Origin of the sequence: Peribacillus sp. V2I11, from assembly GCF_030817135.1 — a bacterium.
Lineage (GTDB): Bacteria > Bacillota > Bacilli > Bacillales > DSM-1321 > Peribacillus > Peribacillus simplex.
The window spans coordinates 4178107-4203689 of record NZ_JAUSYW010000001.1; the positions used below are offsets into that span (position 1 = coordinate 4178107).

Here is a 25583-nt window from a genome sequence, read left to right on the forward strand (position 1 = left end):
TGTTCAATCATTTCTTCACTTTAATCTTAGGTAAAATCTTATGCAATGGCGTTTTCTTTTCGGTATTCCAAGTCGATTCATCATTTGCTTCATATTGCTCTAGAAATGCGATAACTTCTTTCGTGATCGGAGTTGGTGTGGAAGCCCCCGAAGTGACGGCAACCGTTTCTGCATCTTTTAGCCATTCAAGGTTCAGCTCGGAAATGTCAGCGATCCGATAAGCTCTCGTACCGGCAATCTCTTGGGAAACTTGTGCAAGGCGGTTTGAATTATTACTCTTGGGGTCCCCGACAACGATTAAAACATCTGCTTGGCCAGCTTGCTCGGCAACCGCTTCTTGGCGAACCTGTGTCGCTAAACAAATTTCCTTATGGACTTCGGCATGTGGGAACTTTTCCTTGACCTTATCCATGATATCCAAAACATCCCATTGGCTCATCGTTGTTTGATTGGTGACAATGATTTTATCACTATTCAAAGTCAAGGCTGCAACATCTTCATCCTTTTGAACCAGGTGAACGACATCGGGTGCAACTCCGACAGCACCCTCTGGTTCCGGATGGCCTTTTTTGCCAATATAAATGATTTGATAGCCTTCCGCTTCTTTTTCCCGAATTAAGTCATGTGTTGCGGTAACATCGGGACATGTTGCATCGAGCGTGACAAGACCTTTTTTCTCAGCGATCTTCCTAATCTCAGGTGAAACGCCGTGAGCAGTAAAGATGACGGTTCCGCTGTCCACCTGTTCGATGATATCGTTGCGGTTGCTGCCATCCAATGTGATGATTCCTTCTTCTTCAAAAGCATCCGTCACATGTTTGTTATGCACGATCATTCCTAAAATGTAGATGGGACGTGGCAAGGTTTTATCTAAAGCCGCATTACGGGCGATCACCATGGCATCGACAACGCCATAACAATAGCCGCGCGGGGAAATTTTAATCACTTTCATCTATGTGTCCTCCTTCAAGGCAAGAAACTCTCACTTTTTATACCTTTCTATTATATAAGACCATAGATGATATTACAAAACATCATATTTACATAAAATCAGTTATTGGTGAATTTTTTGTAGACTTTAAATATAAAGCTTGGGACCGGATGATCTTTTCCTTTTGGTTTCGGTACGAACTTGGGTGCTGGGGTTAGCTTCTTCAGCTTTTTCTTTTTTCTTCGAATCCGTTTTTACATCACTGTTTTTTTGTGCCTCAACATTGGGCCCGCTTTCAACGGAAGCCCCCTGGTCCTCGGTATCACCGGCTGATGATATGCTCCGGAAAACTTTCCACATGGAAGGCAGGTTTTTAATCACTGGTCCGTATTGTTCCACCATAGGCGTGAATTGTTCCGCTGCTTGCAACACTTTTTGCGTGTTGGAAAGCATATTATTAAGGGAATCGGGATTTTTTAATGTTTCTAAGATACCGCCTCCGCCGCTTCTTGAAGAACTTCGGTTAGTGGAAGCAGCCGGCGCAAACAAATTGGGTGAAGCTGCCTTTTGTTTCGACTTACCAAGTATTTTTGACAATAACCCTTCTTTCTTTACTGGCGGCATTTCCTGCCGCTGCGGTTGGATGAAAGGGCCTCCGAAACCTTGTGGTCCCTGTGGCCCCTGCCGTCGGTTTTGAAACATCGGCCGCTGCATCTGCTGATAAGGGTGGGGGATTTGCGGTGACTGTCTGAATGGAGCAGGGTGCTGCTGCATCCTTCGGCCATTGGGTGGCTGAAAACCGGGTCCGGGTTGACGATTACCATTTGGGAACATAGGTTTCACCTCCTAAGTTTTTATATGCTGGTGTAATCTTCTATATAAATTATGCAACTCGACAAAAAAGGTTTGAGGAAAGAGTGACTGGGCAGTTGTGAAGTAACCGGAAAGAAGGTAAGATGGTAACGGTAGTCTTTTAGCTCCATGTCTGCGGGGGATACGCTATGACCAGGACAGGGGCTTTTCGTTTGCAGGAGTCCATTTTAAGAGAACTAGCCTCAGCGCATGCGCTTTTGTGATTTAAGTAAATGGGTCACAGTGAAAAATAAGTTGATTGCCTGCCCATTTTGGGACAATCCCTATTTTCTTCACGAGCAACTCAGGCGCTTGCGCTTTCTGTGTAAAATTTATTATAATAACAGGACATGTCTAATGACTGACAGGATAAAGGAGTTTTTTGATGAAACAAAATCAATTTGAACGATTTAATTTGAAAAGCTACATTCTAGATGCGGTTCGTACTTTAGGGTTCGATAAGCCGACGGAAATTCAAGAGCGCGTTCTTCCGTCGCTTTTAAAGGGAAGTAGCTTAATTGGACAGTCGCAGACAGGTACAGGAAAGACACATTCCTATTTGCTGCCGATCATGAACAGGCTTGATGCTGGTAAAAACGAGGTTCAAGCTATTATTTCCGCACCAACCCGTGAGTTAGCGAACCAAATCTACAAAGAAGCTTTGAAAATTGCTGACCATTTCCCTGAGGATGAGCAGATTCAAGTCCGTTGTTTCATCGGTGGTACTGATAAACAGCGTATGATAGATAAATTGAAGACACAGCCGCAACTGGTAATCGGTACGCCGGGCCGGATCAAGGATTTGGTTGAAGCTCAGGCACTACAGGTGTATACAGCAAAAATGCTTGTAGTCGATGAAGCGGACCTTATGCTAGACATGGGATTCATTGAAGATGTCGATTTATTTGCATCACGTATGGCTGAAAAAATTCAAATGCTTGTCTTTTCGGCAACCATCCCAGAAAAATTGAAGCCGTTTTTAAATAAATATATGGAGAATCCAAAGTATGTTCAAGTGAATCCAAAGCAGGCGACCGCTTCGAAAATTGAACATGTTCTTGTACCGCTTCGCCACCGTAACAGAGAGCAGTTACTTCATGATATCATCGTTCGTTATAATCCATATTTGGCGATTGTTTTCACGAACACAAAGAAAATGGCGGATCATGTGGCTAACTCCTTGATCGAAAAAGGGTTGAATGTCGGCCGTATTCATGGTGATTTATCGCCTCGTGAGCGTAAAAAAATGATGAAGCAAATCAATGATTTGGAGTATCAATTCATCGTTGCGACAGATCTGGCTTCCCGTGGAATCGATATTGAAGGTGTAAGTCATATCATTAACTATGAATTGCCTTCAGATTTGGATTTTTACATCCATAGGACGGGAAGGACGGCTCGTGCAGGATATTCAGGCATTGCCACTACCATTTACGATACTTCTGATGAAGATTCATTGAACCGCCTTGAAAAAATGGGCATTGAATTCCGTGATGCCGATATCCAAAACGGTGATTGGGTTGATATCGACGAACGTAATAAACGGAAAAACCGTAAAAAACAAAAATCTGAAATCGATGTTAAAGCGAGCAGGCACGTCAAGAAGCCAACTAAAGTCAAGCCAGGATACAAGAAGAAAATTCAACGAGATGTGGAAAACTTTAAAAAACGTGAACGTCGTATACAGAGAAAGAAATAGGGGAGAAATCAGATGCTGAAGATTGGATCGCATGTTTCGATGAGCGGGAAAGGTATGCTTCTTGCTGCGAGTCAAGAAGCGGCTTCGTATGGCTCCAACACATTCATGGTCTATACAGGGGCCCCTCAAAACACAAGACGTAAAAAAATCGAGGATTTAAATATCGAAGCCGGAAGACTGCATATGGAAGAAAATGGAATCAGTGATATCGTTGTTCATGCCCCGTATATCATTAATATAGGAAATACCACGAATCCAGCCACATATGAGCTTGGAGTCAACTTCTTACGCAGCGAAATCGATCGGACCGAAGCGATTGGCGCAAGACAAATCGTACTTCATCCAGGTGCGCATGTCGGTGTAGGCAGTGAACTGGGAATCAAGAGAATCATCGAAGGTTTGAATGAAGTTCTGACTGCCGACGATAAAGTGCAGATTGCCCTTGAAACGATGGCGGGTAAAGGCACAGAATGTGGCAGGTCTTTCGAGGAACTGGCGATGATCATTGATGGTGTGACCCATAATGAAAAATTATCGGTATGCTTCGATACTTGCCATACTCATGATGCTGGATATAATATCATCGAGGATTTTGATGGCGTACTGAATGAATTTGATAAATTGGTCGGTGTTGAACGCATCAAGGTCCTTCATATTAACGATAGCAAAAACGAACGGGGCACACGTAAGGACCGCCATGAAAACATTGGATTTGGCCATATCGGCTTTAAGGCGTTGAACGAAATTGTCCATCATCCGCAATTAAGCACTGTACCGAAAATCCTGGAAACACCTTATGTAGGGGAAGACAAAAAAGATAAAAAGGCACCATATAAATTTGAAATTGATATGTTCAAGAATAAACAGTTTGAAGAAGATTTATTGGAAAAGATCAAATTCCAACAATAATCATAATAGAAAGGGACGATTCATCGAAATAAAGATGAATCGTCCTTTCATTTTGGTTTAAGTATGCCCATTCAAGACTGCCGGAAAGTACACTAAGATCCTTTAAAAAGTGGAAGTAAGGTTGTTAAAAAGGGATTCTATTTCCCTGGCTGTGCTTGCTCCGGCAACTTTTGTAATTTGACCAAGTACGTTCTGTCTTTGACGTATATCAAAAATGTTAATATTTTTACCTGCTAGGAGTGCAGTAATATCCTGTGCTTGTTTTTGGGTAAGTGCAACCTTATGCTGTTTAGCAAGGGAAAGCAATTCATCAGGGCGTATACTGTTGATTTTATGATTGACCATCATTTCAAATAATTTCAAACAATCTCCTCCTTTGTTAAAACATATGAAGGGGGAAGACGTATGTGAACATGAAACTTTATTTGATTTTTGGGAAATTGTTTAAGTTAACATTTTTTTGATGGTTCAGGGCGGATCGTCACTTGTTCAAAGGACCGGATTCTTTACATCTGGACTTCTTTGATTTATACTAACGATTGTTAATCGTAATGATTCTTAAAAAATAGGTGATCTCTTTGGATAATGTAGTAAAGCCCATAGTTAAATTTGAAGATATATCTTACAAATATACAAAAGATCTAGTGCTGGAACATGTTTCGCTTGAAATTCCCAGAGGGGCCTTTCTAGCTATAGTCGGGCCGAATGGATCCGGTAAATCAACGCTTTTGAAGTTGCTGCTTGGTTTGTTCAAGCTCCAAAAGGGGAAAATTGAAATATTCGGGGAAGACATTCGGCGCTTTAAAGATTGGCAAAAGGTCGGGTTCGTTTCCCAAAAGGCGAATTCCTTCAATTCAGGATTCCCTGCCACTGTATTTGAGGTGGTTCAGAGCGGTTTGACCAAAAAAATAGGCTTATTCAAGTTTGCTGGCAAAGAGGATAAGCAAAAGGTGAAGAAGGCTCTGGAATCCGTGGACATGCTTGAATATCAGAACCGCAATATCGGGGAATTGTCCGGAGGCCAGCAGCAGAGGGTATTCATTGCCCGTTCACTGGTCAGCGAGCCGGAATTGATGATATTGGATGAGCCCACGGTTGGCGTTGATTCTAAAAACGTCCACCAATTTTATGAAATGCTTGAGATGTTGAATAAAAAATTAGGAATAACCCTGATTTTAGTAACCCATGATGTTGGTACTGTGACCGATAAAGTCACACATGTCGCCTGCTTAAATAAAAAGCTTCATTTTCACGGGGATGCCTGTGAATATAATGAGTTGGATGAAGGTGAACTCTCGTCCATTTATGGACATGACGTCCAATTTTTAAATCATGATCATTAATATGTTTTGGAGGATAGCCCAATGATATCGGGGATATTGCAATTTGAATTTTTGCAGAACGCATTCTTGACCGGAATCATCATCGGAGCGATTGCGCCATTAGTGGGCGTTTTTGTCGTGGTAAGGCGGATGTCGATGATTTCCGATGCGCTCAGTCATGTCGCGCTTGCTGGTATAGCGTTTAGTTTATTGCTGCAGAAGAGCTTTCTATCTCTAGCAGGATTGAATCCACTTTATATAGGAATGGCGTTTTCTGTAGGTGGTTCATTATTCATTGAAAAATTAAGAGGGGTGTACAAGCATTACCAAGAGCTTGCAATCCCGATCATAATGTCCGGCGGCATGGGACTTAGTGTCATTTTCATATCCATTGCAGATGGTTTCAATACCGATTTATATGGTTATTTATTCGGTAGTGTCAGTGCCGTCAGCCGGGCGGACTTGTATGTCATTTTGGCAGTGGGGATAGTCGTTGCCTTGATGCTTACCTTATTGTATAAAGAATTATTTCTGTTATCTTTTGATGAAGAGCATGCCAAAGCGTCTGGAATACCTTATAAAGCTATTCATTTTATTTTTATTGTCATGGTCGCATTGGTCATTGCCGCTTCCATGAAAATCATTGGCATATTACTTGTTTCTTCGCTGATGACGCTCCCGGTAGCTGCTAGTCTCCGCTTTGCGAAGGGCTTTAAGCAGATGATTGGCTATTCGGTATTATTCGGTGAAGTTTCTGTCATAGGCGGATTATTTTTATCATACAACCTTGATCTCGCTCCTGGTGGGACCATTGTAATAATAGCTGTGCTAATTCTCATCTTGTCAATTTTGTTTGATAAGTGGAAAAATCGATAGATGGGGTGATGTATTTTGAACGTAACTACAGCCATGCAACTATTAAAAGATAAAGGTTTTAAACATACAGGAAAGAGGGAAGAAATGCTTCAGCTTTTCTCTTCCAGCGATAAATATTTAACGGCAAAAAATGTATTGGAGAATATGAAACAGGATTATCCTGGTTTAAGCTTCGATACGATTTATAGAAATCTTTCCTTATTTGTCGAACTGGGCATCTTTGAAACGACCGAGTTGGAAGGGGAGAAGCATTTTCGTTTTACATGCGGTCATTCTTCCCACCATCACCACTTCATCTGTTTGAATTGTGGAAAAACGAAAGAAATCGAATTGTGCCCGATGCAGGAACTTCAGGAAAGCTTGAAGGACTACGATGTTTCAGGGCATAAATTCGAAATTTACGGACGCTGTCCCGCATGTAGCGTATCTTTGGAAGCATAAAAACCATTGACCTCCAGTCAATGGTTTTTTCTTGTCTCATTTTATAGTTACCGGTTTCCCTGACATCCAATTATTCACCCAGGCAGAGGCTTCTTGCCAATTGTTGACCCGAATCACCCTTTCAGGCACGGGATCTTGGTTATAGGGAGTATTAAATAAAATCACGGGTATTTTACACTCTTCTGAAATCGCAACTGCATTGTCGTGCTTGTCCTCTAAAAAGAGATCGACTTCGAATTTTTTGGCTGCAGCCACTTTATCGTGTGAACCTACAAGCTCTATATGATCATATAGGACTTCATTCGTCGTGAACCAATTCTTGGTTACATCCAATAAACGGTTGCTCCTGGCACTGATGAAATAAAGGTTAGCTTGTTCTGTCCATTTTTCCAATACATCCTTCGCACCCTCAGCCAATAAAGATTCGGAATAGATGAGTGGCTCGCTCTCAATGAACCATTTAGTGAAATCCTCTTTTGGAACATTCACGAAGGGTAATAAGTCATATTCGGTAATGTCTTCATAAGCTAAATTAAGCTGAAAAGCTTTATTTAAAAAGGGGACCATGGAATCAGGTCTTGTAACAGTCCCGTCTATATCGATGCCAAAACGTTTTTTCATGATGAATCTCTCCTCATTTTCAATACTTGTAATAGTGTAACATATCCCATCGTAGCTTTGGTAAAAACCCGTATTTATTTCCAAGACATGAAACCATTTTCACGTTGGTTCCTGCAATTTTTACATACACTATAAATGCTTCACAAACGAAAGTGAGGGATGCACGAATGGAAAAAGATCAATACTCCAGTATTGACGATAAAATGCAATTGGCCAAAGAGGGCAGTGAACCAACCGTTGTGGATGATCAGCTTCATGAGCGGTATTATAATGAAGATACACCTGAAGATGACAGACGGTATGAAAGTCGTGGGACCATAACCAATATGGATAACCGGTATCAGGAAGAAACGTCTGCCGAAATTTCAACACCGCCTCAGCGAATCAGGTCTTATAGGGATGAGCCTGTAGAGGCTGATGATTCCGGGGATGTGGCATCAAGAGGGAAAGTGATTGGTGTCATAGCTTTGATCATCTCCATTATATCTTTATTCATGATGCCTTTCATTTTAGGGATTGTGGGTATCATTGTAGGGATAGTGGCCAGAAGCAGGGGATCGAACTTGGGTACATGGGCCATCGTCATTGGCGCAGTCTCCATCATCGTTGGCATATTCATCCTGCCGTTCTTTTAAGCACCATTAAACCCTTTGATGTCATTATGCATCAAAGGGTTTTTCAAATGAAACAAAAAATCCCGATTATGAAAATTCGGGATTTTTTGTTTCATTTATTTAGTAAAGCTGCAGCAGCAGCTTCCGCTCTTTGTTTTTCATAGTACTCTTCAGCGATTTTGTCAATTTCCTTTTTCAGTTCCTCGACCATCGTCTCTTCAGGCACTTTACGTACGATTTGACCTTTTCTAAACAGTAAACCTTCACCACGGGCACCTGCTATGCCGATATCAGCCTCACGGGCTTCTCCAGGACCGTTTACCGCACAACCAAGCACAGATACCTTGATTGGTGCCTTAACCGTCTGGATGTACTCTTCAACTTCATTGGCGATAGAAATCAAATCAATCTCGATTCGACCGCAAGTAGGGCAGGAAATTAAAGTGGCCATGTTAGAAGCAAGGCCAAATACTTTTAGAAGCTCCCTTGCCACCTTCACTTCTTCAACAGGATCGGCACTTAAGGAAACACGCATCGTGCTTCCGATACCCTGACTTAGGATGGCACCTAGTCCGGCAGCGCTTTTTACGGTCCCGGAGAACAGTGTACCTGATTCCGTTATCCCAAGATGTAAAGGATAATCGAATGCTTTTGAAGCTTTTTCATATGCTTCGATGGCTAAATTCACATCGGAAGCCTTCATGGAAACGATAATGTCATGAAAATCGAGATCTTCCAGGATCTTGATATGGTGTAAAGCACTTTCCACCATTCCATCGGCAGTCGGGAAGCCATATTTCTCGATGATTTTCTTCTCGAGAGAACCAGCATTGACCCCGATGCGGATTGGGATTCCTTTAGCCTTCGCAGCTTTCACGACTGCTTCAACCTTTTCACGGCGTCCGATGTTACCAGGATTTATCCTGATCTTATCCGCTCCGCCTTCAATTGCCTTCAGAGCAAGTTTATAATCGAAATGAATATCGACTACAAGAGGGATGTTTATCCGTTTTTTTATCTCAGAGATTGCGTCAGCTGCTCTTTCATCCGGACAGGCGACACGTACGATTTGACATCCCGCTTCTTCAAGACGAAGGATTTCTGCTACCGTTGCTTCAACATCATGTGTTTTTGTAGTTGTCATGCTTTGTACTATAACTTCATTATTGCCGCCAATCGTTAAGTTTCCGACTTTAATTGGCCGCGTCTTGGTGCGATGTATGATTTCACTCAAGTGGAATTCTCTCCTTTAGGAAAAAATCAGTTTTGATTTTTAATTTGCTTCTCTGAAATATTGTATCAATGTACATACCGCTTGACAAGGAAATAGGACGCATAATCTTTTTTCAATATGAGACACTTCCTATTTCTGGATATAACTGATACTTGGAAATCCCCCTTAATAGTTCTTGTGAACGCGCATATCCCCATTTGACAGTTATTTATAAACGGGAATCTTATATGTTTTGCCAATCTGCATATTTTCGGGATTCAATCCTTCATTCAAACTTTGAAAGTCAGAGATGATCGTTTCGATTGGCTGATTGGATGCGCCTTTTTCCGTTTCAACGATGGAGAGTAAGGTATCCCCGGGTTTCATGGTGATTTCTTTATAAGCAGCAGATGGTGCGGATGCAGGCTGACTGGCCGGTATGGCCGGTTCGTCTGTAGAGGCAGGTGGATGGGAAGCCGGCAGGGTACCCGTAGTCAGATCGAAATAAATAATAAATAAAGTGAAACAGAATGAGATAAAAAGCAGTAGCCGTTTCAATTTTTCCATCCTCCCAAGCTTGTCTTTAATTCATCTATACTTGGAGGGGGCTGAAAATATGCCTGAAAATGGGCGATTTTTCAAATGGAATGTGAGAGTGACCATTCAAATTTTCTATTTCAGTTAAGTAACTTCCTTATCATTTGAATGGATGCTAAGAAAGGAACGAATTTCCTTTGGAGTCAAACCAATCTCTCTTGCCTCCATTATGAGTAACAACCACTGTACATCAATATTATTCTCCTTCATGTCAATCACCTCTTAAATACTATTTCAATCATAAGTATAGGAATAACTTGGTGAGTATTTTGTCGAATTAAGTAGATATAAAAAATGATGACTGTAGTCATATTCGGGGGAAAGGCATGGATTACCCGATTTTAAGCAAGCAAAAAGATCCGAACCAGGTGGGTCCGGATCTTTTTGCTTTTAGGGTCAATTTCCGATTTTATCGGCTGATGTTTCTTTAATGGATAAATATAACATCATCAATGTTACAAACCAGCTAATGATTGAAGCGAATGGTACAATAGCTTGAAAAGCATCCATGATGGTGAAGAATATGGTGGCAAGCGTAATGCTGTAAGCAGCAATTCTCCATAGATGTCTATAGGAAAGAGAACGGCCAAGAGCATTTTTGAAAAGAAGGCCGAAAGCGGCAAGGATTGTCACTTTAATGAAGATTCCGCTAGCGGTAAACAGGTATAATATAAGTAGAAGCAATGGAAGGATGATCGGCAGCACAGATTCAACTGAATCAAGCCAAGCGGATATTTCCTGATTATCTCCCTCCAGAACGGAATATGTAGAGGATTGTATGTTGCCTCCGGATACGAAAACCAGATCAGACTTTAAAAGCGCGACAGCCTCATCAGCTTTTGCAGCTACTTCTTCCGGGGTCAAGGTCCCCGTACCATCTACAAAAATTTGATATCCGTTTTTAATCAGGCTAAATGGCTCATCCTTTTCAGTCGTCAACGTGCCATTTTTGATTTCAAATGCCGGTAAGTCCTCTGATACTGTTTCGTGCATTGCATCTATCCCGTCAACTACCATTGTACCGAAATAAAAAGCTGAAGGGAGAAAGGCGATGAGACTTATAAAGAATACGAATAAAATCGTTTTCCCGATACCTTGGTTTTGAAAGGAAGCGATATCTTTAGGAGAATATAAGCTTACCCACAGTTGTTTGAATATGTTCAATGTTTTCAGCACCTAACTATATAAGATTCCTAACCAATTTTAACTATATGGGAAAAATAAAACAACCTGTATTCTGCTTCATTGGTTTCAACCATCAGTAAAGAGGCAATTATGGAGAGATAAAGGCAAATTATATATGAAATGAGAAAGGGGCGTTTTAGTTATGGATACACTATTTTGGGTAATAATTATCCTCATGTTCATAATGGGCTTTGTCGGCCTGATTTTTCCTATCATCCCAAGTGTTTTATTCATTTTCGGCGGAATATTGTTATATGGACTATTTTATTCATTTGAACCATTTGGTTGGTTTTTCTGGACGGTCCAAATTTTATTCGTCATCCTTTTATTCGCAGCTGATTATATTGCAAACATGGTCGGGGTCAAAAAATATGGCGGCACGAAAGCTGGAGTTTGGGGCAGTACGATTGGGCTTCTGTTCGGGCCATTCGTGATTCCGTTCGTCGGAATTCTAATTGGTCCATTCATCGGGGCATTCCTGGCAGAGATCCTAGTACATAAAAAAGACCCGGTCACTGCTTCCAAAATCGGCCTTGGTTCCGTTGTAGGCTTTATAAGCAGTGTAATTACAAAAGGCATCATTCAACTTCTGATGATTGGATATTTTATATTCGTGGTAATCTCATAGGAAATATAATCGAAAAATGAAAAATTGAGGCATAAGGTTTGAAACGGTTACAAAAATTTGATACTCTATTGCTAGCGAGCTTTAGGTATCTTTCGGGAACTGAAGCCCTCAAAAAAACAGCTTACATAGGGAGGAATTTTATTATGGCTTTTGAACTTCCACAATTACCGTATGCATATGATGCATTAGAACCACACATCGACAAAGAAACAATGAACATTCACCACACTAAACATCACAACACATATGTGACAAACCTGAACAATGCGCTAGAAGGCAACCAAGAACTTCTAAGCAAAAGCGTTGAAGAAATCGTCGCTAACCTTGACGCAGTACCTGAAGCTGTTCGTACAGCTGTACGCAACAATGGTGGAGGACATGCTAACCACACTTTATTCTGGGAAATCCTTTCACCTAACGGCGGCGGACAACCAACTGGTGAATTAGCGGATGCTATCACTTCAAAATTCGGAAGCTTTGACAGCTTTAAAGAAGAGTTCGCTAAAGCGGCTACCACTCGTTTTGGATCTGGCTGGGCTTGGCTTGCAGTCAACAATGGCGAGTTGGAAGTAACAAGTACACCAAACCAAGACAATCCATTATCAGAAGGTAAAACACCACTTCTTGGATTGGACGTTTGGGAACATGCTTACTACCTAAACTACCAAAACCGCCGTCCTGAATACATCAATTCTTTCTGGAATGTTGTAAACTGGGATGAAGTTGCAAAACGTTACAGCGCTGCAAAATAATTTGTAATCAGGTAACAATAGACGGGAATCCCTTTTCAGGGGAGCCCGTCTTTTTTTTGTTTCTAAGGAAACCAGGGTAAGTGCAACTATTTCTCTGTCTTCGCCAGTCGAAGAGTTTTCTTTACACTGTTCTTGATATAAAAGGAAGAGCTTTTTAGGAAACCAGTGTAAGAGCAACTACTACTCTGTCTTCGCCAGTCGAAGAGTTTTCTTTACACTGTTCTTGATATAAAAGGAAGAGCTTTTAAGGAAACCAGTGTAAGTGCAACTACTTCTCTGTCTTCGCCAGTCGAAGAGTTTTCTTTACACTGTTCTTGATATAAAAGGAAGAGCTTTTAAGGAAACCAGTGTAAGTGCAACTACTTCTCTGTCTTCGCCAGTCGAAGAGTTTCTTTACACTGTTCTTAAAAGGAAGAGCTTTAAGGAAACCAGTGTAAGAGCAACTACTACTCTGTCTTCGCCAGTCGAAGAGTTTTCTTTACACTGTTCTTGATATAAAAGGAAGAGCTTTTAAGGAAACCAGTGTAAGTGCAACTACTACTCTGTCTTCGCCAGTCGAAGAGTTTTCTTTACACTGTTCTTGATATAAAAGGAAGAGCTTTTAAGGAAACCAGTGTAAGTGCAACTACTTCTCTGTCTTCGCCAGTCGAAGAGTTTTCTTTACACTGTTCTTGATATAAAAGGAAGAGCTTTTAAGGAAACCAGTGTAAGAGCAACTACTTCTCTGTCTTCGCCAGAAGAGTTTCTTTACACTGTTCTTAAAAGGAAGAGCTTTAAGGAAACCAGTGTAAGAGCAACTACTACTCTGTCTTCGCCAGTCGAAGAGTTTTCTTTACACTGTTCTTGATATAAAAGGAAGAGCTTTTAAGGAAACCAGTGTAAGTGCAACTACTTCTCTGTCTTCGCCAGTCGAAGAGTTTTCTTTACACTGTTCTTGATATAAAAGGAAGAGCTTTTAAGAAACCAGTGTAAGAGCAACTACTACTCTGTCTTCGCCAGTCGAAGAGTTTTCTTTACACTGTTCTTGATATAAAAGGAAGAGCTTTTAAGGAAACCAGTGTAAGAGCAACTACTTCTCTGTCTTCGCCAGTCGAAGAGTTTCTTTACACTGTTCTTAAAAGGAAGAGCTTTAAGGAAACCAGTGTAAGAGCAACTACTACTCTGTCTTCGCCAGTCGAAGAGTTTTCTTTACACTGTTCTTGATATAAAAGGAAGAGCTTTTAAGGAAACCAGTGTAAGTGCAACTACTTCTCTGTCTTCGCCAGTCGAAGAGTTTTCTTTACACTGTTCTTGATATAAAAGGAAGAGCTTTTAAGGAAACCAGTGTAAGTGCAACTACTTCTCTGTCTTCGCCAGTCGAAGAGTTTCTTTACACTGTTCTTAAAAGGAAGAGCTTTAAGGAAACCAGTGTAAGAGCAACTACTACTCTGTCTTCGCCAGTCGAAGAGTTTTCTTTACCTTTTTTCACATAAATTCTTTTGTTTTTTCAAACACTAGAGTGGAATTTAAAGGAGAGTTAAAACAATGGGTATTTTAGAGAGATGGTTGGGTGAAGCGGGAGGGAAGAAGGACCTGCACCTCCTATTGTTTATTGGCGGGCTGTACAGCCTAAGTATTGCTTTATCCAATACATTCGTTAATGTGTACTTGTGGAAACAATCCGGTCAAATTGTTGATATTGCCGTATATAATCTAACCGTGGTGCTTTTTCAACCGCTTACTTTTGTCTTTGCTGGGAGGCTGGCGAAAAAGGTTGATCGAATCATTGTTTTGCGTCTGGGTGTTATCTTTTTGGCTCTATTTTATTTATCAGTCCTATTGGTCGGCACACGGGCAACGGATTTCCTTTGGTTGCTTGGAGGACTGTTAGGAATCGGTTATGGGTTTTATTGGCTTGCTTATAATGTATTGACTTTTGAGATAACTGAACCGGAAACAAGGGATTTCTTCAATGGTTTTTTAGGAATTTTATCATCACTTGGGGGAATGGTCGGTCCGATTCTTTCAGGGTTCATCATTTCAAGGCTTGAAAAATTCACTGGATATTCCATTGTATTCGGATTGTCTTTGCTATTGTTTTCCGTTGCGGTGTTTCTTAGCTTTTCGTTAAAAAGACGTCCAGCGCATGGCAGATACTATTTCTTTCGGATATTGCAGGAACGGAAAAACAATCGGAATTGGCTCTTGATCACTCGTGCTCACTTTTTTCAAGGGATTCGAGAGGGCACATTCATGTTCATCATTTCGATTACCGTTTTCATTCAGACGGATAGTGAACTTGCCTTAGGGAGCTATGGTCTGTTAAATTCGGCCATATCATTCGTTGCGTATTTTTTTGCTTCACGATATATAAAACAGCCGATGCGAAAAAAAGCGATTCTTATTGGAGGAATCCTGTTGTATGCAGGGGTCTTATTGATTGCATTTGATATCACATTCGGGAAGCTTCTCATTTATGGGGCAATTGTCGCTACCGCTTATCCTATTCTTTTGGTCCCTTATATATCATTGACTTATGACATTATAGGACGCGCTTGGAAAGCGGCGGAAATGAGGATTGAATATATCGTTGTCCGGGAACTGTTCGTTCATATTGGAAGGATTGTATCCATATCAGGATTCATACTTTCCGTCATGTTTTTCGACCTAAAGCAATTACTGCCGATTTATCTGTTAATCGTCGGTGCAGGGCATACCGTGATATATTGGTTTGTACGGAAAATCGATATCATTGACCAAGATTGAAAAGAGGCCTTAGAGGCCTCTTTTCAATAAACATGACTTACGGTTTTAGGATTTATGAGCCGTAAGTCACTTTTTATTAAAGTTCGTTAGATGTTTAAAATTTCTAGAACACTAAGGTAGAAAAAAATATAAATGTTCTATAGAATAGTATAGGACTATTATGACTATGTAAAAAGGATGTGTGGCTTAGTGTGAATAAAAAGAAAAAGAAAAAGACGCATGTGCCTTTCAGATTGAATATTCTTTTCTTTTTAGTGTTTGTTTTGTTTTCCGCTTTAATTTTACGCTTGGGTGTTGTACAGATTGTTTATGGTGATGATTACCGGCGTGAGATTGAAAGAACAGAGGAAGTGACCGTGAATAATTCGGTGCCCCGTGGGAAAATGTATGACCGGAATTTAAAACTGATGGTCGATAACCAACCACTGGATGCAATTACATATACACGAAAGCAAGGTACGAAACAAACAGAAATGGTGGAAACGGCTGAGAAACTCGCGAAGTTGATCGAAAAGGAAACAGGCAAAGTGACTGAACGAGATAAAAAGGATTTTTGGATTTTGAATAATCCAAAGCTGGCCGAGAAAAAGATTACGGATAAAGAGCGGAAAAAAGTGGAAGAGGGCGAGATGGAAGAAAGTGATTTGTATAAGCTTCAGCTTGATCGGATTACTTTAGGTGAAATGAAGCTTTCGAAAAAAGATCTAGAAGTCCTTGCCATCTATAGGGAATTTGCAAGCGGATATGCCCTTACCCCGCAAATTGTGAAAAACAAGAAAGTAACAAAAGAAGAATTCGCCAGGGTGAGTGAAAACCTTGATTCTCTCCCTGGGGTCGATATATCAACAGATTGGGATCGTTTTTATACATATAATAAAACACTTAAATCTGTATTAGGTAAAGTTTCCTCATCTGAAGAAGGGTTGCCTAGTGAAAGCCTGAACTACTACCTTGCACGTGATTACAGCCGGAATGACCGTGTAGGTAAGAGTTATATTGAGGCGCAATATGAAGATATCCTCCAAGGACAGAAAGCGAAAGTAAGGAATGTGACCGATAAATCAGGAAATGTTGTCGATTCCGAAGTGATTACTGAAGGTTCGCGAGGAAAAGATCTTATATTGACAGTTGATATGGATTTGCAGCTTGCAACTGAGGAAATCATTGAAAAGCAATTGATTGCCAAGAAAAAGATGGGTAACACCAAATTCTTGGATAGGGCCTTTGTCGTCATGATGGATCCCGATACAGGGGAAGTATTAACGATGGCTGGAAAAAAATATGAGAAGGACCCAAAAACGGGGAAATCCTCCATTGAGGACTTTGCATTAGGAAATATCACGACTTCCTATACGATGGGTTCTGCGGTTAAAGGTGCTACCGTTTTAACCGGTTATCAGCAAGGTGCGATCCAGCCGGGTACGTACTTTTATGATACGAAGTTGAAAATCAAAGGTACACCGGCCAAAGGTTCATATAGTGACTTCGGGAACATTAATGATTTGACCGCATTGAAAGTATCTTCGAACGTTTATATGTTCAGAACGGCAATTAATATTGCAGGTGCGCATTATGTGCCGAATGAACCTTTGAATATTAGTTCAAGCGCCTTTTCGACCATGCGGAATTCATTTGCCCAGTTTGGCTTGGGAGTCCGCACGGGGATTGATCTTCCTAATGAAATGAGCGGATTCAAAGGTTCCGAAACATCTCCAGGTAAGCTGCTTGACCTTGCTATCGGACAGTATGATACGTACACACCAATGCAGCTCGTGCAATATGCTTCAGCCATTGCGAATGGCGGTAACCGCATGAAGCCGCATATGGTTAAGGAAATCCGCGATCCGGTTGATAATAATGAGGAATTGGGACCTATTGCCGAAGACGTTTCACCGACTGTCCTTAATCGTCTTGATATGAAGGAAGAATGGATTGAACGTGTTCAGAGCGGTTTCGAGAAAGTTGCGATGGAACAAGGCGGAACGGCTTATACCTATTTTGGGAAAAAATCGTATACAGTGGCAGCTAAAACCGGTACTGCGGAAGCGTTCTATGACGGCCCGAACCGGATGGATTATAGCGAGCCCCAAGAAACGATGAACATCACGCTTGTTGGCTACGCCCCAGCTAAAAATCCTGAGGTCGCTTTTGCGGTGGTTGTGCCGTGGGCATACCAAGGACATACGGGCCATAGCATGAGTAAAGAGATAGGTGAAGAAATCATGGATACTTATTTCGAACTTAAAAAAGAACGGGCTAAGAAGGAAAATACCGAAACCTCGACTGATTTGAAAGTGGAGAATGGTAAAGACGTTCAAGAGGACCAGGCTGAAGTTAGGAAAAGCCAGGAAAATGAATAAAAGGTTAAAACACGTTTTTGGGTAAAACCGAAAACGTGTTTTTTTGCATTTTTAGAACTGGATCAGTACAGTTATTTCATCTTTACAATTAGCACACAATTATTTACTGAATATTTACAAATGCTTTAAACGGAATTTACAGTCTGAAAGTATGATGTGAGAGTAGGACAAAATATTCATATAAAATTCTTAGGGGGATTTACAAATGAGACGTTTCAAAGGTATGGCAATGACTGTAATGATGGGTGGAGTAATTGCAGTAGCGGCGGGTTGTGGATCCGATGACACTAAGACAAGCAGCAGTGAAGGAAAAGGATCTGGCCAACTGCAGGGAGAAGTTATTACGGATGGTTCTTCAACGGTCTTTCCGATCATGGAGGCAGTTGCCGAAGAATATATGGGTACACAGCCTGATGTGAAGGTTTCAGTGGGATCGTCAGGAACAGGTGGGGGATTCAAGAAATTCATCGCTGGTGATACGGACCTAGCCAATGCATCCCGTCCGGTCAAAGAAGAGGAAAGTGCCTTACTAGATGAAAAGGGCGTTAAATATACAGAATTGAAACTGGCATTTGACGGGATTTCAATCGTCGCCAATAAAGATAATGAATTCATCGATTCACTAACAGTCGAAGAGCTTCAAAAACTGTGGGTTGATAATGGAAAGGTGAAGAAATGGTCTGATATACGTCCTGAATGGCCGAAGGAAGAAATTAAATTCTACTCTCCGGGAACAGATTCAGGAACATATGATTATTTCAATGAAGTGATCCTTGAAGAAAAACCGATGGTGGAAAATGCGACGCTTTCAGAAGATGATAACGTTCTTGTACAAGGTGTAGAAGGTGATAAAAATGCGATTGGATTCTTCGGTTATGCCTACTATGCTGAAAATAAAGATAAGTTAAAAATCATTTCCATCGACAACGGCAAAGGCGCTGTAGAGCCAACGCATGAAACGATTAAAAGTGGGGAGTATGCACCATTATCACGTCCACTTTACACATATGTAGCTAATAAGTCGGTAGCTGAAAAAGAACAAGTTGCAGATTATACTCAATTCGTCATCGAAAATGCAGGAGAGCTTGCTGAAGAAGTGGGTTATATCAGCCTGCCTGAAGAAGAGTACCAGAAAGATCTTGATAAATTAAAAGAACTGGAAAAATAAAACGATATTACAGGCTACTGAAATCCCGCCTTGGCACGATTAAGGCGGGGGTAACAGCTTGTAAATCCAAATATTGCGTGTCAGAAATGGAGGATGCAAGTTGGAACTTAGAAAAACAGAAACCTATTCTGTACAGCAAATGATCCTGGAAAAGAAAAGTAAGAAAAAAATGAATATGGAAAAAGTCATACCTAAGCTTTTGTTCCTTACGGCGGCAATTTCCGTTTTCACTACAATCGGGATCATCCTGACGCTTATATTTGAAACATTTATCTTTTTTGACAGAGTATCTATCGTCGAGTTTTTTACAGAAGCTAAATGGCTGCCATTTGCATCTGCACCTTCCTATGGGATTATGCCCCTTATCGTTGGAACGTTGAAGATAACAGTCATAGCAGCGGTGGTTGCAGTTCCAGTCGGGCTTGCAACAGCCATTTTCTTGAGTGAATATGCATCTGAGAAAACACGGAGAATCATCAAGCCGATTTTAGAAGTTTTAGCTGGGATTCCTACTATCGTTTACGGCTTTTTTGCCTTAACTTTTGTTACACCGGTTTTGCGGGATTTATTTCCTTTCCTTGACATGTTCAATGCCTTAAGTCCTGGGATCGTTGTAGGTATCATGATCATGCCGATGATAGCCTCTTTGTCGGAAGATGCCCTTGTATCGGTACCGAAGTCGATTCGCGAAGGTGCGTATGCTTTAGGAGCAACGAAACTCGAAACGACAATTAAAGTGGTATTGCCAGCAGCCATTTCAGGAATTGTGGCATCCATCGTTCTTGCTTTATCCAGAGCGATCGGGGAAACCATGATTGTGAGTGTTGCCGGGGGCTCGACACCAAATATGAGCATGGATGTCACTTCATCGATTCAAACGATGACCGCTTATATCGTACAGGTCAGTTCGGGGGATGCAGGGTACGGGACAACGATTTACTACAGCATATATGCGGTTGGAATGACACTGTTCGTCTTTACGCTTATCATGAATTTACTGGCGCAGTTCATCTCTCGCAGGTTCAGGGAGGAATATTAAGACATGAAACTGATAAACAAAAGTCATGTTGCAAAAAAAATGCCCGTTAGGCTGGCTGTTAACACGATTTTTAAAGGATTATTCTTCTTGGCAACATTGGTTGGCCTCATTGTATTGGCCATCTTATTTTATCGGATATTCACTCAAGGAATTGGTAGTCTGAATGGGGATTTCCTTCAGAATTTCGCTTCCAGGAAACCTGAAGAGGCTGGTATAAAGGCAGCGCTGATCGGTTCAATATGGTTGATGGTAGTGGTTGCTCCAGTTTCCCTGCTGCTTGGTGTTGGAACGGCCATTTATTTAGAGGAATATGCCAGGAAGAATTGGATCACCACTTTTATCAAAGTGAATATTTCCAATCTGGCAGGTGTCCCGTCAATAGTATTTGGACTGCTGGGCTTAACGGTTTTCGTTCGTGCTCTAGCCTTGGACCGGTCCATATTAGCAGCAGGCTTGACCATGAGCCTACTGGTCCTCCCGGTCATCATAGTAGCTGCCCAAGAGGCCATACGTGCGGTTCCTCGTGATTTAAGGGAAGCTTCTTTTGGAATGGGTGCTACAAAGTGGCAAACGATTTTGAAAGTGGTCCTACCTGCTGCGATACCTGGAATTTTAACTGGGGGCATACTTGCTTTGTCACGGGCAATCGGTGAAACGGCGCCATTGGTGGTTGTTGGCATACCAATGTTCATCGCCTTTTTACCTCAAACGGTCATGGATACATTTACCGTGCTGCCAATGCAAATCTATAATTGGACATCTCGTCCGCAGGAGGAATTCCAGCAGGTGGCTGCCGCGGGAATCATCGTTTTACTCTTCCTGTTAATCTTCATGAATTCAATAGCGGTTATAATTCGAAATAAATTCCAGAAAAGATACTGATAGGAGGAAGGAAGCATGAATATGACCTTAACGAGAGAACAAGAGTCACCGGCAATTGGGATCGATAATGTCGGTTCAGCAGCCCTGACGGAAAAGGTGTATGAAACATCCAATCTCAATTTATGGTATGGAGAAAACCATGCTTTGAAAAATATTAATCTGGATATGCATCAAAATGAAGTGACCGCCATCATAGGGCCTTCAGGATGTGGGAAATCCACCTACATCAAAACATTGAACCGAATGATAGAACTAGTCCCGGATGTTAAAACGACAGGCCAGATCAAATATAGGAACAGGAATATCCTCGATCAGTCCTATAAGGTGGAAGACTTAAGGACACAGGTGGGGATGGTCTTCCAAAAGCCTAATCCTTTTCCTAAATCAATTTATGAAAATGTTGTATACGGACCAAGGATTCATGGAATCAAAAATAAAAAAATTCTTGATGAGATAGTTGAAAAGAGTTTAAAAGGGGCAGCCATTTGGGGTGAAGTGAAAGACCGTCTGCATGAAAATGCATATGGACTTTCAGGTGGACAGCAACAGCGCCTTTGTATCGCCAGATGTTTGGCAATCGAACCAGATGTCATTTTAATGGATGAACCGACTTCTGCCCTTGATCCGATTTCCACTTTGAAAATAGAAGAATTGGTCCAAGAACTGAAAAAGGATTACAGCATCATCATCGTTACCCACAACATGCAGCAGGCAGCACGTATCTCTGATAGAACAGCCTTCTTCTTAAATGGGGAAGTCATCGAATATTCTGATACAAACACCATCTTCTCTAATCCGAATGATAAAAGAACAGAAGATTACATTACCGGACGCTTCGGTTAAAGAGAAAGGGAGATGCGATAATGATCGTTCGTGAAAATTTCGAGCTTCAATTGAAAGAGCTACAGGAGAAAATCGTGAAGTTGGCAAATTTAGCTTCAGGTGCCATATCAAAATCATATGCCGCACTGGAAAACAATAATGTAGATGATGCTCTTGAGGTTATTGATGATGATACAATAGCTGATTTACTGGAAGAGGAAATTAATGACTTTGCGATTTTACTGATTGCTAAGCAACAGCCGGTTGCGATTGATTTACGGAGAATCATTGCTGCCATAAAAATAGCTTCAGATATTGAAAGGATGGCGGACTTTGGCGTCAATATCGCTAAATCGGCCATCCGAATTGGTGACCAGCCATTTATTCTGCCCTTAACACCTTTAAAGCAAATGCATGATATTACATTAAAGATGATTGAACTTTCGATAGAAGCATTTGAGAAGGAAGATGTTGTTCTTTCAAGAGAAATCATTGAAATGGATGATGAAGTCGATCGCTTTTATGGAGAGATGATTCGAAGTCTCCTTCGGCTTTCAGATGAAAAAAACCTTCAGCAGATCACACAGCTTTCTTTAATTGCACGATATTTGGAAAGAACGGCTGACCATACAACGAATATCGCAGAGAATATTTATTTCCTGGTAAGAGGGAGATATATTAGCAGGAATGAATGAACCCATCCTAATTGAAAAAAAGAGAGGCTTTTTCGGACATCGTCCATTTAAAAGTCTCTCTTATTTATTAATGGGTCAAAGTATTGGCCAATTGTCTATATGTCATATTATTCGAACCACAAACTCGCCGATTTGAACTTTTTTTGAGTGAACATGCACATTCATATAAGCTTCAAATCCAGCAGCATCATCGATGATCTTTTCCTTGGAAAGGCTATCGGCAAATTTCGGTTGTGGTCATATTCGTTTTCACTTTAATCGTATAGGTGACGATGGAGGGATCTTTTTTTGAAGCCTCTTTCTCCATTAAATCCTTTTCCGCATTCCCTGGTGGTTGGACGGTCTTTTTAGTTGCCTCCTTGGGAAGTGTAACGACGAATCCCTGCTTCACGAGCAATTCCTTAGCTTCCCTCCGCAGTAGGGGTGGTGCCTTCGAATAATCCGGTGCCATAATAAAAGCCAGCAAAGATTGTTGTTGTAAAAATGATGCCGGCGGAAAGACCTTGCAGTCTTGCTTTGTTCATTCTCATTCACCCCGCAATCTTTGCTGCTCGATCACTGAAATGGTTTGTTCCTTCGTTAATGAGGATTGTCTAGCGATCTGGTCCAAAGAAAGACCTTGACTATAAAAAGAAAGAACCTGGCTTCTTAGAATTTCATGAATAGGCTCCATATCATTGGAATTGACAGTTGATTTATTCTTTACAGGGGGAACAAGGTCGTCCTGGATAACGAATTCCTCTTCAAGAATCTTCACCTCTTGTTTAATTGGTGGATGTCCTGCATATACGTTAGTGTCATCTGTTCTAAATCTTCTTCCAATTTTGCAACTTTATCTGTACCGAAAAAGGAAATGATGAGAAGGACGATCGCTAATGAAAAAAAAAGGATGATAAGTGTTTCCATGTTTTCACCTCAGAAGACAATTTTCGACAATATATTTATATTTTACACGTATTTTTAAAAAATTGGAGATTTTCATATTTTTATATTTTCGGAAATGGGCCGTATATTTCATTTATTGTCTGTTTTTTTTCAAATATTGTCGAAAAGCCTTATGACCGTCGTTGAAGAAAAAAAATTAGGCATTAAAATGGAAAAAAAAACCTTTGAGAGATAACATACATAAAATTCGACAAAATGTGTTTATTGTCCATCAGCCAATTCAGTGCTAACATAAAGATAGAATAAATCGAAAAAAACCAAATATTTTGAATAATTAAAAATTGACGAACCTATAAGAAAATGGTGTGCAGATTCTAAAGTGGATTGTTTCACTGTCAGCGCCTAACGATAAGTTATATAAGGATAATGAAGGGGAAGGGATGATTATTATGAATTCGCTATTCGCGTATATGCCGCAGGATAATCAGGATATATTTCGTAAAGGATTAAAGGCTGGGTTATGGATGGATGAGAGTTTCGATTGGTATCCTGAGGAAGATATGATGAGTCATCCTAATGGAGAGATCCGGACACTTTCACAAACATATACCCAAGGACAGGTGACCTTTTCGAAGTTCACGATTAGGAATACCTCATTCGAGACTAAGCGCCCTAAAGTGTTTTTTCACTATGAAAACGCTTTCGAAAGGCAGGCGGTCGCTTTTTACAGCCCGAATGAACGGGCGATTTTACATGTAGCCCCTCAATCGATTGCCTTATTGGGTGGATTGGTGAAAGGAAAAAGCATCGCTCAATATTGCATCCAAGGTAAGGGAAGCCTTTATCAAGAGGGATGTTTCAAATCATTGAAAGAAGGGCTCCTGGCTTATTCACCGCTCGCCAAAGGGGAAGTTACCAGCGTGTTTACGTTAGAGACGGAAATTTTACCGAAAGAATGTGTGGAAGCTGTGGCTTGGGTCATTCATGCTGAAACGAAAGAAGAAGCGAAAGTTATAAATAATCAGCTCCTCCTGACGATGCAAAACGTAAACAATTAAGAATTCAAAAAAGTTAATGTTGGATTTCCCAAAAAACATACTAGCAATTCGCATTGAATAATGCTATTATAGAAAAGTCCTATGTGAAAAAGTCAATATGTTTGGAGGGAAATACACAATGCGCGTGAATATTACATTAGCTTGCACTGAATGTGGAGACCGTAACTATATTTCTAAAAAAAATAAACGTAACAATCCAGACCGTCTTGAGCTTAAAAAATACTGCTCAAGAGAAAAACGCAGCACGACTCACCGTGAAACAAAGTAAGCAACAGGATTTTTCCTGTTGTTTTTTTATGCATTTTTTTATTCCTTCTTTCTCTCTTTCCTTTAGTGAATATTTTCAGAATGCACTAATGATTCAGCGATTTCCGACACCGTATTTTCGTAAATGAACAAATATTATAAGATAATGATAGAAGTAGACTAAAGGAGTCGGAAAAGATGAGAGAAAACAAGAATAAGCTCCGCCAAGAAGTTAGGTCCCGCTTAATGGAGCTGTCTAAAAAGGAACATGAAGAATTATCGAACAGAATCGCTGAAAACTTATTTTCACTGGAAGAATGGAAAAAAGCTGAAACAATTGGCATCACCATCTCCATCCCGCCTGAAGTTCCAACGGTACGAATCATAAAACAAGCATGGAGTGAAGGAAAAGAAGTGGCTGTACCAAAATGTGATCCTGAAAAAAAGACAATGGAATTCAAAAAAATTTCGTCCTTCAATCAGCTGGAGTCTGTTTATTACGGATTGCTAGAACCAGTGGCTGAAACAGCCAAGGCTCGCAAAGAGGAATTGGATGCATTGATCGTACCCGGTCTTGCTTTTACCAAGGAAGGGTATCGCCTAGGCTTTGGAGGGGGCTATTATGACCGTTTCCTATCTTATTACCGAGGAGATACATTGGCCCTTACATACGAGTTTCAATTAATGGATGAACTCCCGATAGAGGTACATGATATAGCGGTCGGCAAACTCATTACGCCATCCAGGGTCATACGCACGTACGCCCATTAAGAAGAAGTTTATTATTTATCACTTTTAGCTCATAAAAATCCTGTCCTGTATCAAACTATTGATAGGAGGGATTGTTATGCTTCGATTAATTATTCAAATCTTCTTGGTTGGTTTAGTTGTTTATGCAGGTTACCAAAACCGGTACCGCCTGATAAATGTTGCGCTGTCCAACGGCATGCTGAGAAGATTTCTAGTGACTAAATCCTTGGATATGCCAATGTTTAGGGATAAAATGATGCAAAGCATGTTCACTCAGACCAAATGAGGATGCC

30 protein-coding genes are annotated in these 25583 nt (G+C 40.8%); 19 read left to right on the forward strand and 11 right to left on the reverse strand.

The genetic code is table 11. The annotated features are described in order from the left end of the window. Nucleotides 1–7: 7 nt before the first annotated feature. Together QFZ73_RS20410 and vrrA are read right to left on the reverse strand one after the other, a co-directional pair. A complete protein-coding gene (locus tag QFZ73_RS20410) occupies nt 8–952 on the reverse strand; it encodes a 4-hydroxy-3-methylbut-2-enyl diphosphate reductase (RefSeq protein WP_307270020.1) in 945 nt (314 codons plus the stop codon). A gap of 126 nt (nt 953–1078) precedes the next feature. Next, a complete protein-coding gene (gene vrrA, locus QFZ73_RS20415) occupies nt 1079–1765 on the reverse strand; it encodes a VrrA/YqfQ family protein (RefSeq protein ID WP_307270022.1) in 687 nt (228 codons plus the stop codon). Between the two features lie 403 nt (nt 1766–2168). Here vrrA and QFZ73_RS20420 point away from each other — a divergent pair, with 403 nt between their 5' ends. After that, the gene (locus QFZ73_RS20420) at nt 2169–3482 is read left to right on the forward strand and encodes a DEAD/DEAH box helicase (protein ID WP_251430829.1); all 1314 of its coding nucleotides are present in this window, start codon (nt 2169–2171) and stop codon (nt 3480–3482) included. A 12-nt stretch (nt 3483–3494) separates the two neighbouring features. Next, nucleotides 3495–4391, forward strand: a complete 897-nt coding sequence (locus QFZ73_RS20425) for a deoxyribonuclease IV (RefSeq protein ID WP_307270025.1) — start codon at nt 3495–3497, stop codon at nt 4389–4391. A 102-nt stretch (nt 4392–4493) separates the two neighbouring features. Here QFZ73_RS20425 and QFZ73_RS20430 read toward each other — a convergent pair whose 3' ends face one another. After that, nucleotides 4494–4754, reverse strand: a complete 261-nt coding sequence (locus QFZ73_RS20430) for a DUF2624 family protein (RefSeq protein WP_063233031.1) — start codon at nt 4752–4754, stop codon at nt 4494–4496. A gap of 215 nt (nt 4755–4969) precedes the next feature. Between QFZ73_RS20430 and QFZ73_RS20435 the strand changes: the two genes are divergently transcribed. The 3 genes from QFZ73_RS20435 to QFZ73_RS20445 are packed head-to-tail and all read left to right on the forward strand — an operon-like array spanning nt 4970 to nt 7030. Then, nucleotides 4970–5734 (forward strand): metal ABC transporter ATP-binding protein, encoded by a 765-nt coding sequence (locus QFZ73_RS20435; RefSeq protein ID WP_307270030.1) that lies wholly within the window; start codon nt 4970–4972, stop codon nt 5732–5734. Nucleotides 5735–5755: 21 nt separating this feature from the next. Continuing rightward, the gene (locus QFZ73_RS20440) at nt 5756–6589 is read left to right on the forward strand and encodes a metal ABC transporter permease (protein WP_063233033.1); all 834 of its coding nucleotides are present in this window, start codon (nt 5756–5758) and stop codon (nt 6587–6589) included. Between the two features lie 15 nt (nt 6590–6604). Then, entirely contained in the window at nt 6605–7030 is a 426-nt protein-coding gene (locus QFZ73_RS20445) for a Fur family transcriptional regulator (protein WP_307270035.1), read from the forward strand. A gap of 36 nt (nt 7031–7066) precedes the next feature. Here the strand turns inward: QFZ73_RS20445 and QFZ73_RS20450 are convergent, their stop codons facing one another. Then, complete coding sequence (locus tag QFZ73_RS20450) at nt 7067–7651, reverse strand: 5' nucleotidase, NT5C type (protein ID WP_251430840.1); 585 nt, start codon at nt 7649–7651, stop codon at nt 7067–7069. Nucleotides 7652–7818: 167 nt separating this feature from the next. On the opposite strand from QFZ73_RS20450, the gene QFZ73_RS20455 reads away from it, so the two are divergent. Then, entirely contained in the window at nt 7819–8286 is a 468-nt protein-coding gene (locus QFZ73_RS20455) for a DUF4190 domain-containing protein (RefSeq protein ID WP_307270040.1), read from the forward strand. Nucleotides 8287–8377: 91 nt separating this feature from the next. On the opposite strand, the gene ispG is transcribed toward QFZ73_RS20455, so the two are convergent. The 4 genes from ispG to QFZ73_RS20475 all read right to left on the reverse strand — a co-directional run bounded on the left by ispG (nt 8378) and on the right by QFZ73_RS20475 (nt 11239). Beyond that, a complete protein-coding gene (gene ispG / locus QFZ73_RS20460; protein ID WP_185116202.1) occupies nt 8378–9490 on the reverse strand; it encodes a flavodoxin-dependent (E)-4-hydroxy-3-methylbut-2-enyl-diphosphate synthase in 1113 nt (370 codons plus the stop codon). A 213-nt stretch (nt 9491–9703) separates the two neighbouring features. After that, complete coding sequence (locus QFZ73_RS20465; RefSeq protein ID WP_251430846.1) at nt 9704–10036, reverse strand: LysM peptidoglycan-binding domain-containing protein; 333 nt, start codon at nt 10034–10036, stop codon at nt 9704–9706. A gap of 123 nt (nt 10037–10159) precedes the next feature. Continuing rightward, nucleotides 10160–10285, reverse strand: a complete 126-nt coding sequence (locus QFZ73_RS20470; protein ID WP_251430848.1) for an anti-repressor SinI family protein — start codon at nt 10283–10285, stop codon at nt 10160–10162. Nucleotides 10286–10471: 186 nt separating this feature from the next. Beyond that, nucleotides 10472–11239, reverse strand: coding sequence for a DUF1189 domain-containing protein (locus QFZ73_RS20475; RefSeq protein WP_307270047.1), 768 nt, complete (start codon nt 11237–11239; stop codon nt 10472–10474). A gap of 163 nt (nt 11240–11402) precedes the next feature. Here QFZ73_RS20475 and QFZ73_RS20480 point away from each other — a divergent pair, with 163 nt between their 5' ends. From QFZ73_RS20480 to phoU, 9 genes are all read left to right on the forward strand, one after another. Beyond that, the gene (locus QFZ73_RS20480; RefSeq protein ID WP_307270050.1) at nt 11403–11888 is read left to right on the forward strand and encodes a DUF456 domain-containing protein; all 486 of its coding nucleotides are present in this window, start codon (nt 11403–11405) and stop codon (nt 11886–11888) included. Nucleotides 11889–12031: 143 nt separating this feature from the next. Continuing rightward, on the forward strand, nt 12032–12640 hold the full coding sequence (gene sodA / locus QFZ73_RS20485; RefSeq protein WP_034308436.1) for a superoxide dismutase SodA: 609 nt from the start codon (nt 12032–12034) through the stop codon (nt 12638–12640). Between the two features lie 1524 nt (nt 12641–14164). Further along, nucleotides 14165–15385, forward strand: a complete 1221-nt coding sequence (locus QFZ73_RS20490; protein WP_251430858.1) for an MFS transporter — start codon at nt 14165–14167, stop codon at nt 15383–15385. Between the two features lie 191 nt (nt 15386–15576). Beyond that, complete coding sequence (locus QFZ73_RS20495) at nt 15577–17745, forward strand: peptidoglycan D,D-transpeptidase FtsI family protein (protein WP_307270056.1); 2169 nt, start codon at nt 15577–15579, stop codon at nt 17743–17745. Nucleotides 17746–17950: 205 nt separating this feature from the next. Beyond that, nucleotides 17951–18913 (forward strand): PstS family phosphate ABC transporter substrate-binding protein, encoded by a 963-nt coding sequence (locus QFZ73_RS20500; protein ID WP_307270059.1) that lies wholly within the window; start codon nt 17951–17953, stop codon nt 18911–18913. A gap of 139 nt (nt 18914–19052) precedes the next feature. Beyond that, the gene (pstC, locus tag QFZ73_RS20505) at nt 19053–19952 is read left to right on the forward strand and encodes a phosphate ABC transporter permease subunit PstC (protein WP_307272948.1); all 900 of its coding nucleotides are present in this window, start codon (nt 19053–19055) and stop codon (nt 19950–19952) included. 3 nt (nt 19953–19955) lie between these two features. Further along, nucleotides 19956–20834 (forward strand): phosphate ABC transporter permease PstA, encoded by an 879-nt coding sequence (gene pstA / locus QFZ73_RS20510; RefSeq protein ID WP_307270063.1) that lies wholly within the window; start codon nt 19956–19958, stop codon nt 20832–20834. Between the two features lie 21 nt (nt 20835–20855). Next, entirely contained in the window at nt 20856–21677 is an 822-nt protein-coding gene (gene pstB, locus QFZ73_RS20515; protein WP_373459020.1) for a phosphate ABC transporter ATP-binding protein PstB, read from the forward strand. 20 nt (nt 21678–21697) lie between these two features. Then, nucleotides 21698–22351, forward strand: coding sequence for a phosphate signaling complex protein PhoU (gene phoU / locus QFZ73_RS20520; RefSeq protein WP_307270070.1), 654 nt, complete (start codon nt 21698–21700; stop codon nt 22349–22351). Between the two features lie 214 nt (nt 22352–22565). Here phoU and QFZ73_RS20525 read toward each other — a convergent pair whose 3' ends face one another. The 3 genes from QFZ73_RS20525 to QFZ73_RS20535 form a co-directional block, all read right to left on the reverse strand. After that, entirely contained in the window at nt 22566–22748 is a 183-nt protein-coding gene (locus tag QFZ73_RS20525) for a hypothetical protein (RefSeq protein ID WP_307270073.1), read from the reverse strand. A gap of 4 nt (nt 22749–22752) precedes the next feature. Next, a complete protein-coding gene (locus QFZ73_RS20530; RefSeq protein WP_307270076.1) occupies nt 22753–22875 on the reverse strand; it encodes a hypothetical protein in 123 nt (40 codons plus the stop codon). Between the two features lie 229 nt (nt 22876–23104). Next, the gene (locus tag QFZ73_RS20535; RefSeq protein ID WP_307270079.1) at nt 23105–23257 is read right to left on the reverse strand and encodes a hypothetical protein; all 153 of its coding nucleotides are present in this window, start codon (nt 23255–23257) and stop codon (nt 23105–23107) included. A gap of 428 nt (nt 23258–23685) precedes the next feature. On the opposite strand from QFZ73_RS20535, the gene QFZ73_RS20540 reads away from it, so the two are divergent. The 4 genes from QFZ73_RS20540 to QFZ73_RS20555 all read left to right on the forward strand — a co-directional run bounded on the left by QFZ73_RS20540 (nt 23686) and on the right by QFZ73_RS20555 (nt 25576). Beyond that, nucleotides 23686–24294: a hypothetical protein gene (locus QFZ73_RS20540; protein WP_230161855.1), complete on the forward strand. Its 609-nt coding sequence runs from the start codon at nt 23686–23688 to the stop codon at nt 24292–24294. 118 nt (nt 24295–24412) lie between these two features. Next, nucleotides 24413–24562 carry a 50S ribosomal protein L33 gene (rpmG, locus tag QFZ73_RS20545; protein WP_028391797.1) on the forward strand — a complete coding sequence of 50 codons (150 nt, stop codon included), beginning with the start codon at nt 24413–24415 and terminating at the stop codon, nt 24560–24562. A gap of 176 nt (nt 24563–24738) precedes the next feature. Continuing rightward, complete coding sequence (locus tag QFZ73_RS20550; RefSeq protein WP_307270083.1) at nt 24739–25311, forward strand: 5-formyltetrahydrofolate cyclo-ligase; 573 nt, start codon at nt 24739–24741, stop codon at nt 25309–25311. 76 nt (nt 25312–25387) lie between these two features. Next, on the forward strand, nt 25388–25576 hold the full coding sequence (locus tag QFZ73_RS20555) for a hypothetical protein (RefSeq protein WP_192205532.1): 189 nt from the start codon (nt 25388–25390) through the stop codon (nt 25574–25576). Nucleotides 25577–25583: the final 7 nt, after the last annotated feature.

Excerpts from the sequence above, each read along its gene's own strand:
- QFZ73_RS20535 (WP_307270079.1), bottom strand. The coding sequence starts at position 23,257 with ATGGAAACACTTATCATCCTTTTTTTTTCATTAGCGATCGTCCTTCTC.
- rpmG (WP_028391797.1), top strand. The coding sequence starts at position 24,413 with ATGCGCGTGAATATTACATTAGCTTGCACTGAATGTGGAGACCGTAAC.
- QFZ73_RS20550 (WP_307270083.1), top strand. The coding sequence starts at position 24,739 with ATGAGAGAAAACAAGAATAAGCTCCGCCAAGAAGTTAGGTCCCGCTTA.
- QFZ73_RS20555 (WP_192205532.1), top strand. The coding sequence starts at position 25,388 with ATGCTTCGATTAATTATTCAAATCTTCTTGGTTGGTTTAGTTGTTTAT.
- phoU (WP_307270070.1), top strand. The coding sequence starts at position 21,698 with ATGATCGTTCGTGAAAATTTCGAGCTTCAATTGAAAGAGCTACAGGAG.
- QFZ73_RS20450 (WP_251430840.1), bottom strand. The coding sequence starts at position 7,651 with ATGAAAAAACGTTTTGGCATCGATATAGACGGGACTGTTACAAGACCT.
- QFZ73_RS20480 (WP_307270050.1), top strand. The coding sequence starts at position 11,403 with ATGGATACACTATTTTGGGTAATAATTATCCTCATGTTCATAATGGGC.
- pstA (WP_307270063.1), top strand. The coding sequence starts at position 19,956 with ATGAAACTGATAAACAAAAGTCATGTTGCAAAAAAAATGCCCGTTAGG.
- QFZ73_RS20500 (WP_307270059.1), top strand. The coding sequence starts at position 17,951 with ATGAGACGTTTCAAAGGTATGGCAATGACTGTAATGATGGGTGGAGTA.
- QFZ73_RS20455 (WP_307270040.1), top strand. The coding sequence starts at position 7,819 with ATGGAAAAAGATCAATACTCCAGTATTGACGATAAAATGCAATTGGCC.
- QFZ73_RS20540 (WP_230161855.1), top strand. The coding sequence starts at position 23,686 with ATGAATTCGCTATTCGCGTATATGCCGCAGGATAATCAGGATATATTT.
- pstC (WP_307272948.1), top strand. The coding sequence starts at position 19,053 with ATGATCCTGGAAAAGAAAAGTAAGAAAAAAATGAATATGGAAAAAGTC.
- vrrA (WP_307270022.1), bottom strand. The coding sequence starts at position 1,765 with ATGTTCCCAAATGGTAATCGTCAACCCGGACCCGGTTTTCAGCCACCC.
- QFZ73_RS20470 (WP_251430848.1), bottom strand. The coding sequence starts at position 10,285 with ATGAAGGAGAATAATATTGATGTACAGTGGTTGTTACTCATAATGGAG.
- QFZ73_RS20425 (WP_307270025.1), top strand. The coding sequence starts at position 3,495 with ATGCTGAAGATTGGATCGCATGTTTCGATGAGCGGGAAAGGTATGCTT.
- pstB (WP_373459020.1), top strand. The coding sequence starts at position 20,856 with ATGACCTTAACGAGAGAACAAGAGTCACCGGCAATTGGGATCGATAAT.
- QFZ73_RS20490 (WP_251430858.1), top strand. The coding sequence starts at position 14,165 with ATGGGTATTTTAGAGAGATGGTTGGGTGAAGCGGGAGGGAAGAAGGAC.
- QFZ73_RS20410 (WP_307270020.1), bottom strand. The coding sequence starts at position 952 with ATGAAAGTGATTAAAATTTCCCCGCGCGGCTATTGTTATGGCGTTGTC.
- QFZ73_RS20420 (WP_251430829.1), top strand. The coding sequence starts at position 2,169 with ATGAAACAAAATCAATTTGAACGATTTAATTTGAAAAGCTACATTCTA.
- QFZ73_RS20440 (WP_063233033.1), top strand. The coding sequence starts at position 5,756 with ATGATATCGGGGATATTGCAATTTGAATTTTTGCAGAACGCATTCTTG.
- QFZ73_RS20530 (WP_307270076.1), bottom strand. The coding sequence starts at position 22,875 with ATGAACAAAGCAAGACTGCAAGGTCTTTCCGCCGGCATCATTTTTACA.
- sodA (WP_034308436.1), top strand. The coding sequence starts at position 12,032 with ATGGCTTTTGAACTTCCACAATTACCGTATGCATATGATGCATTAGAA.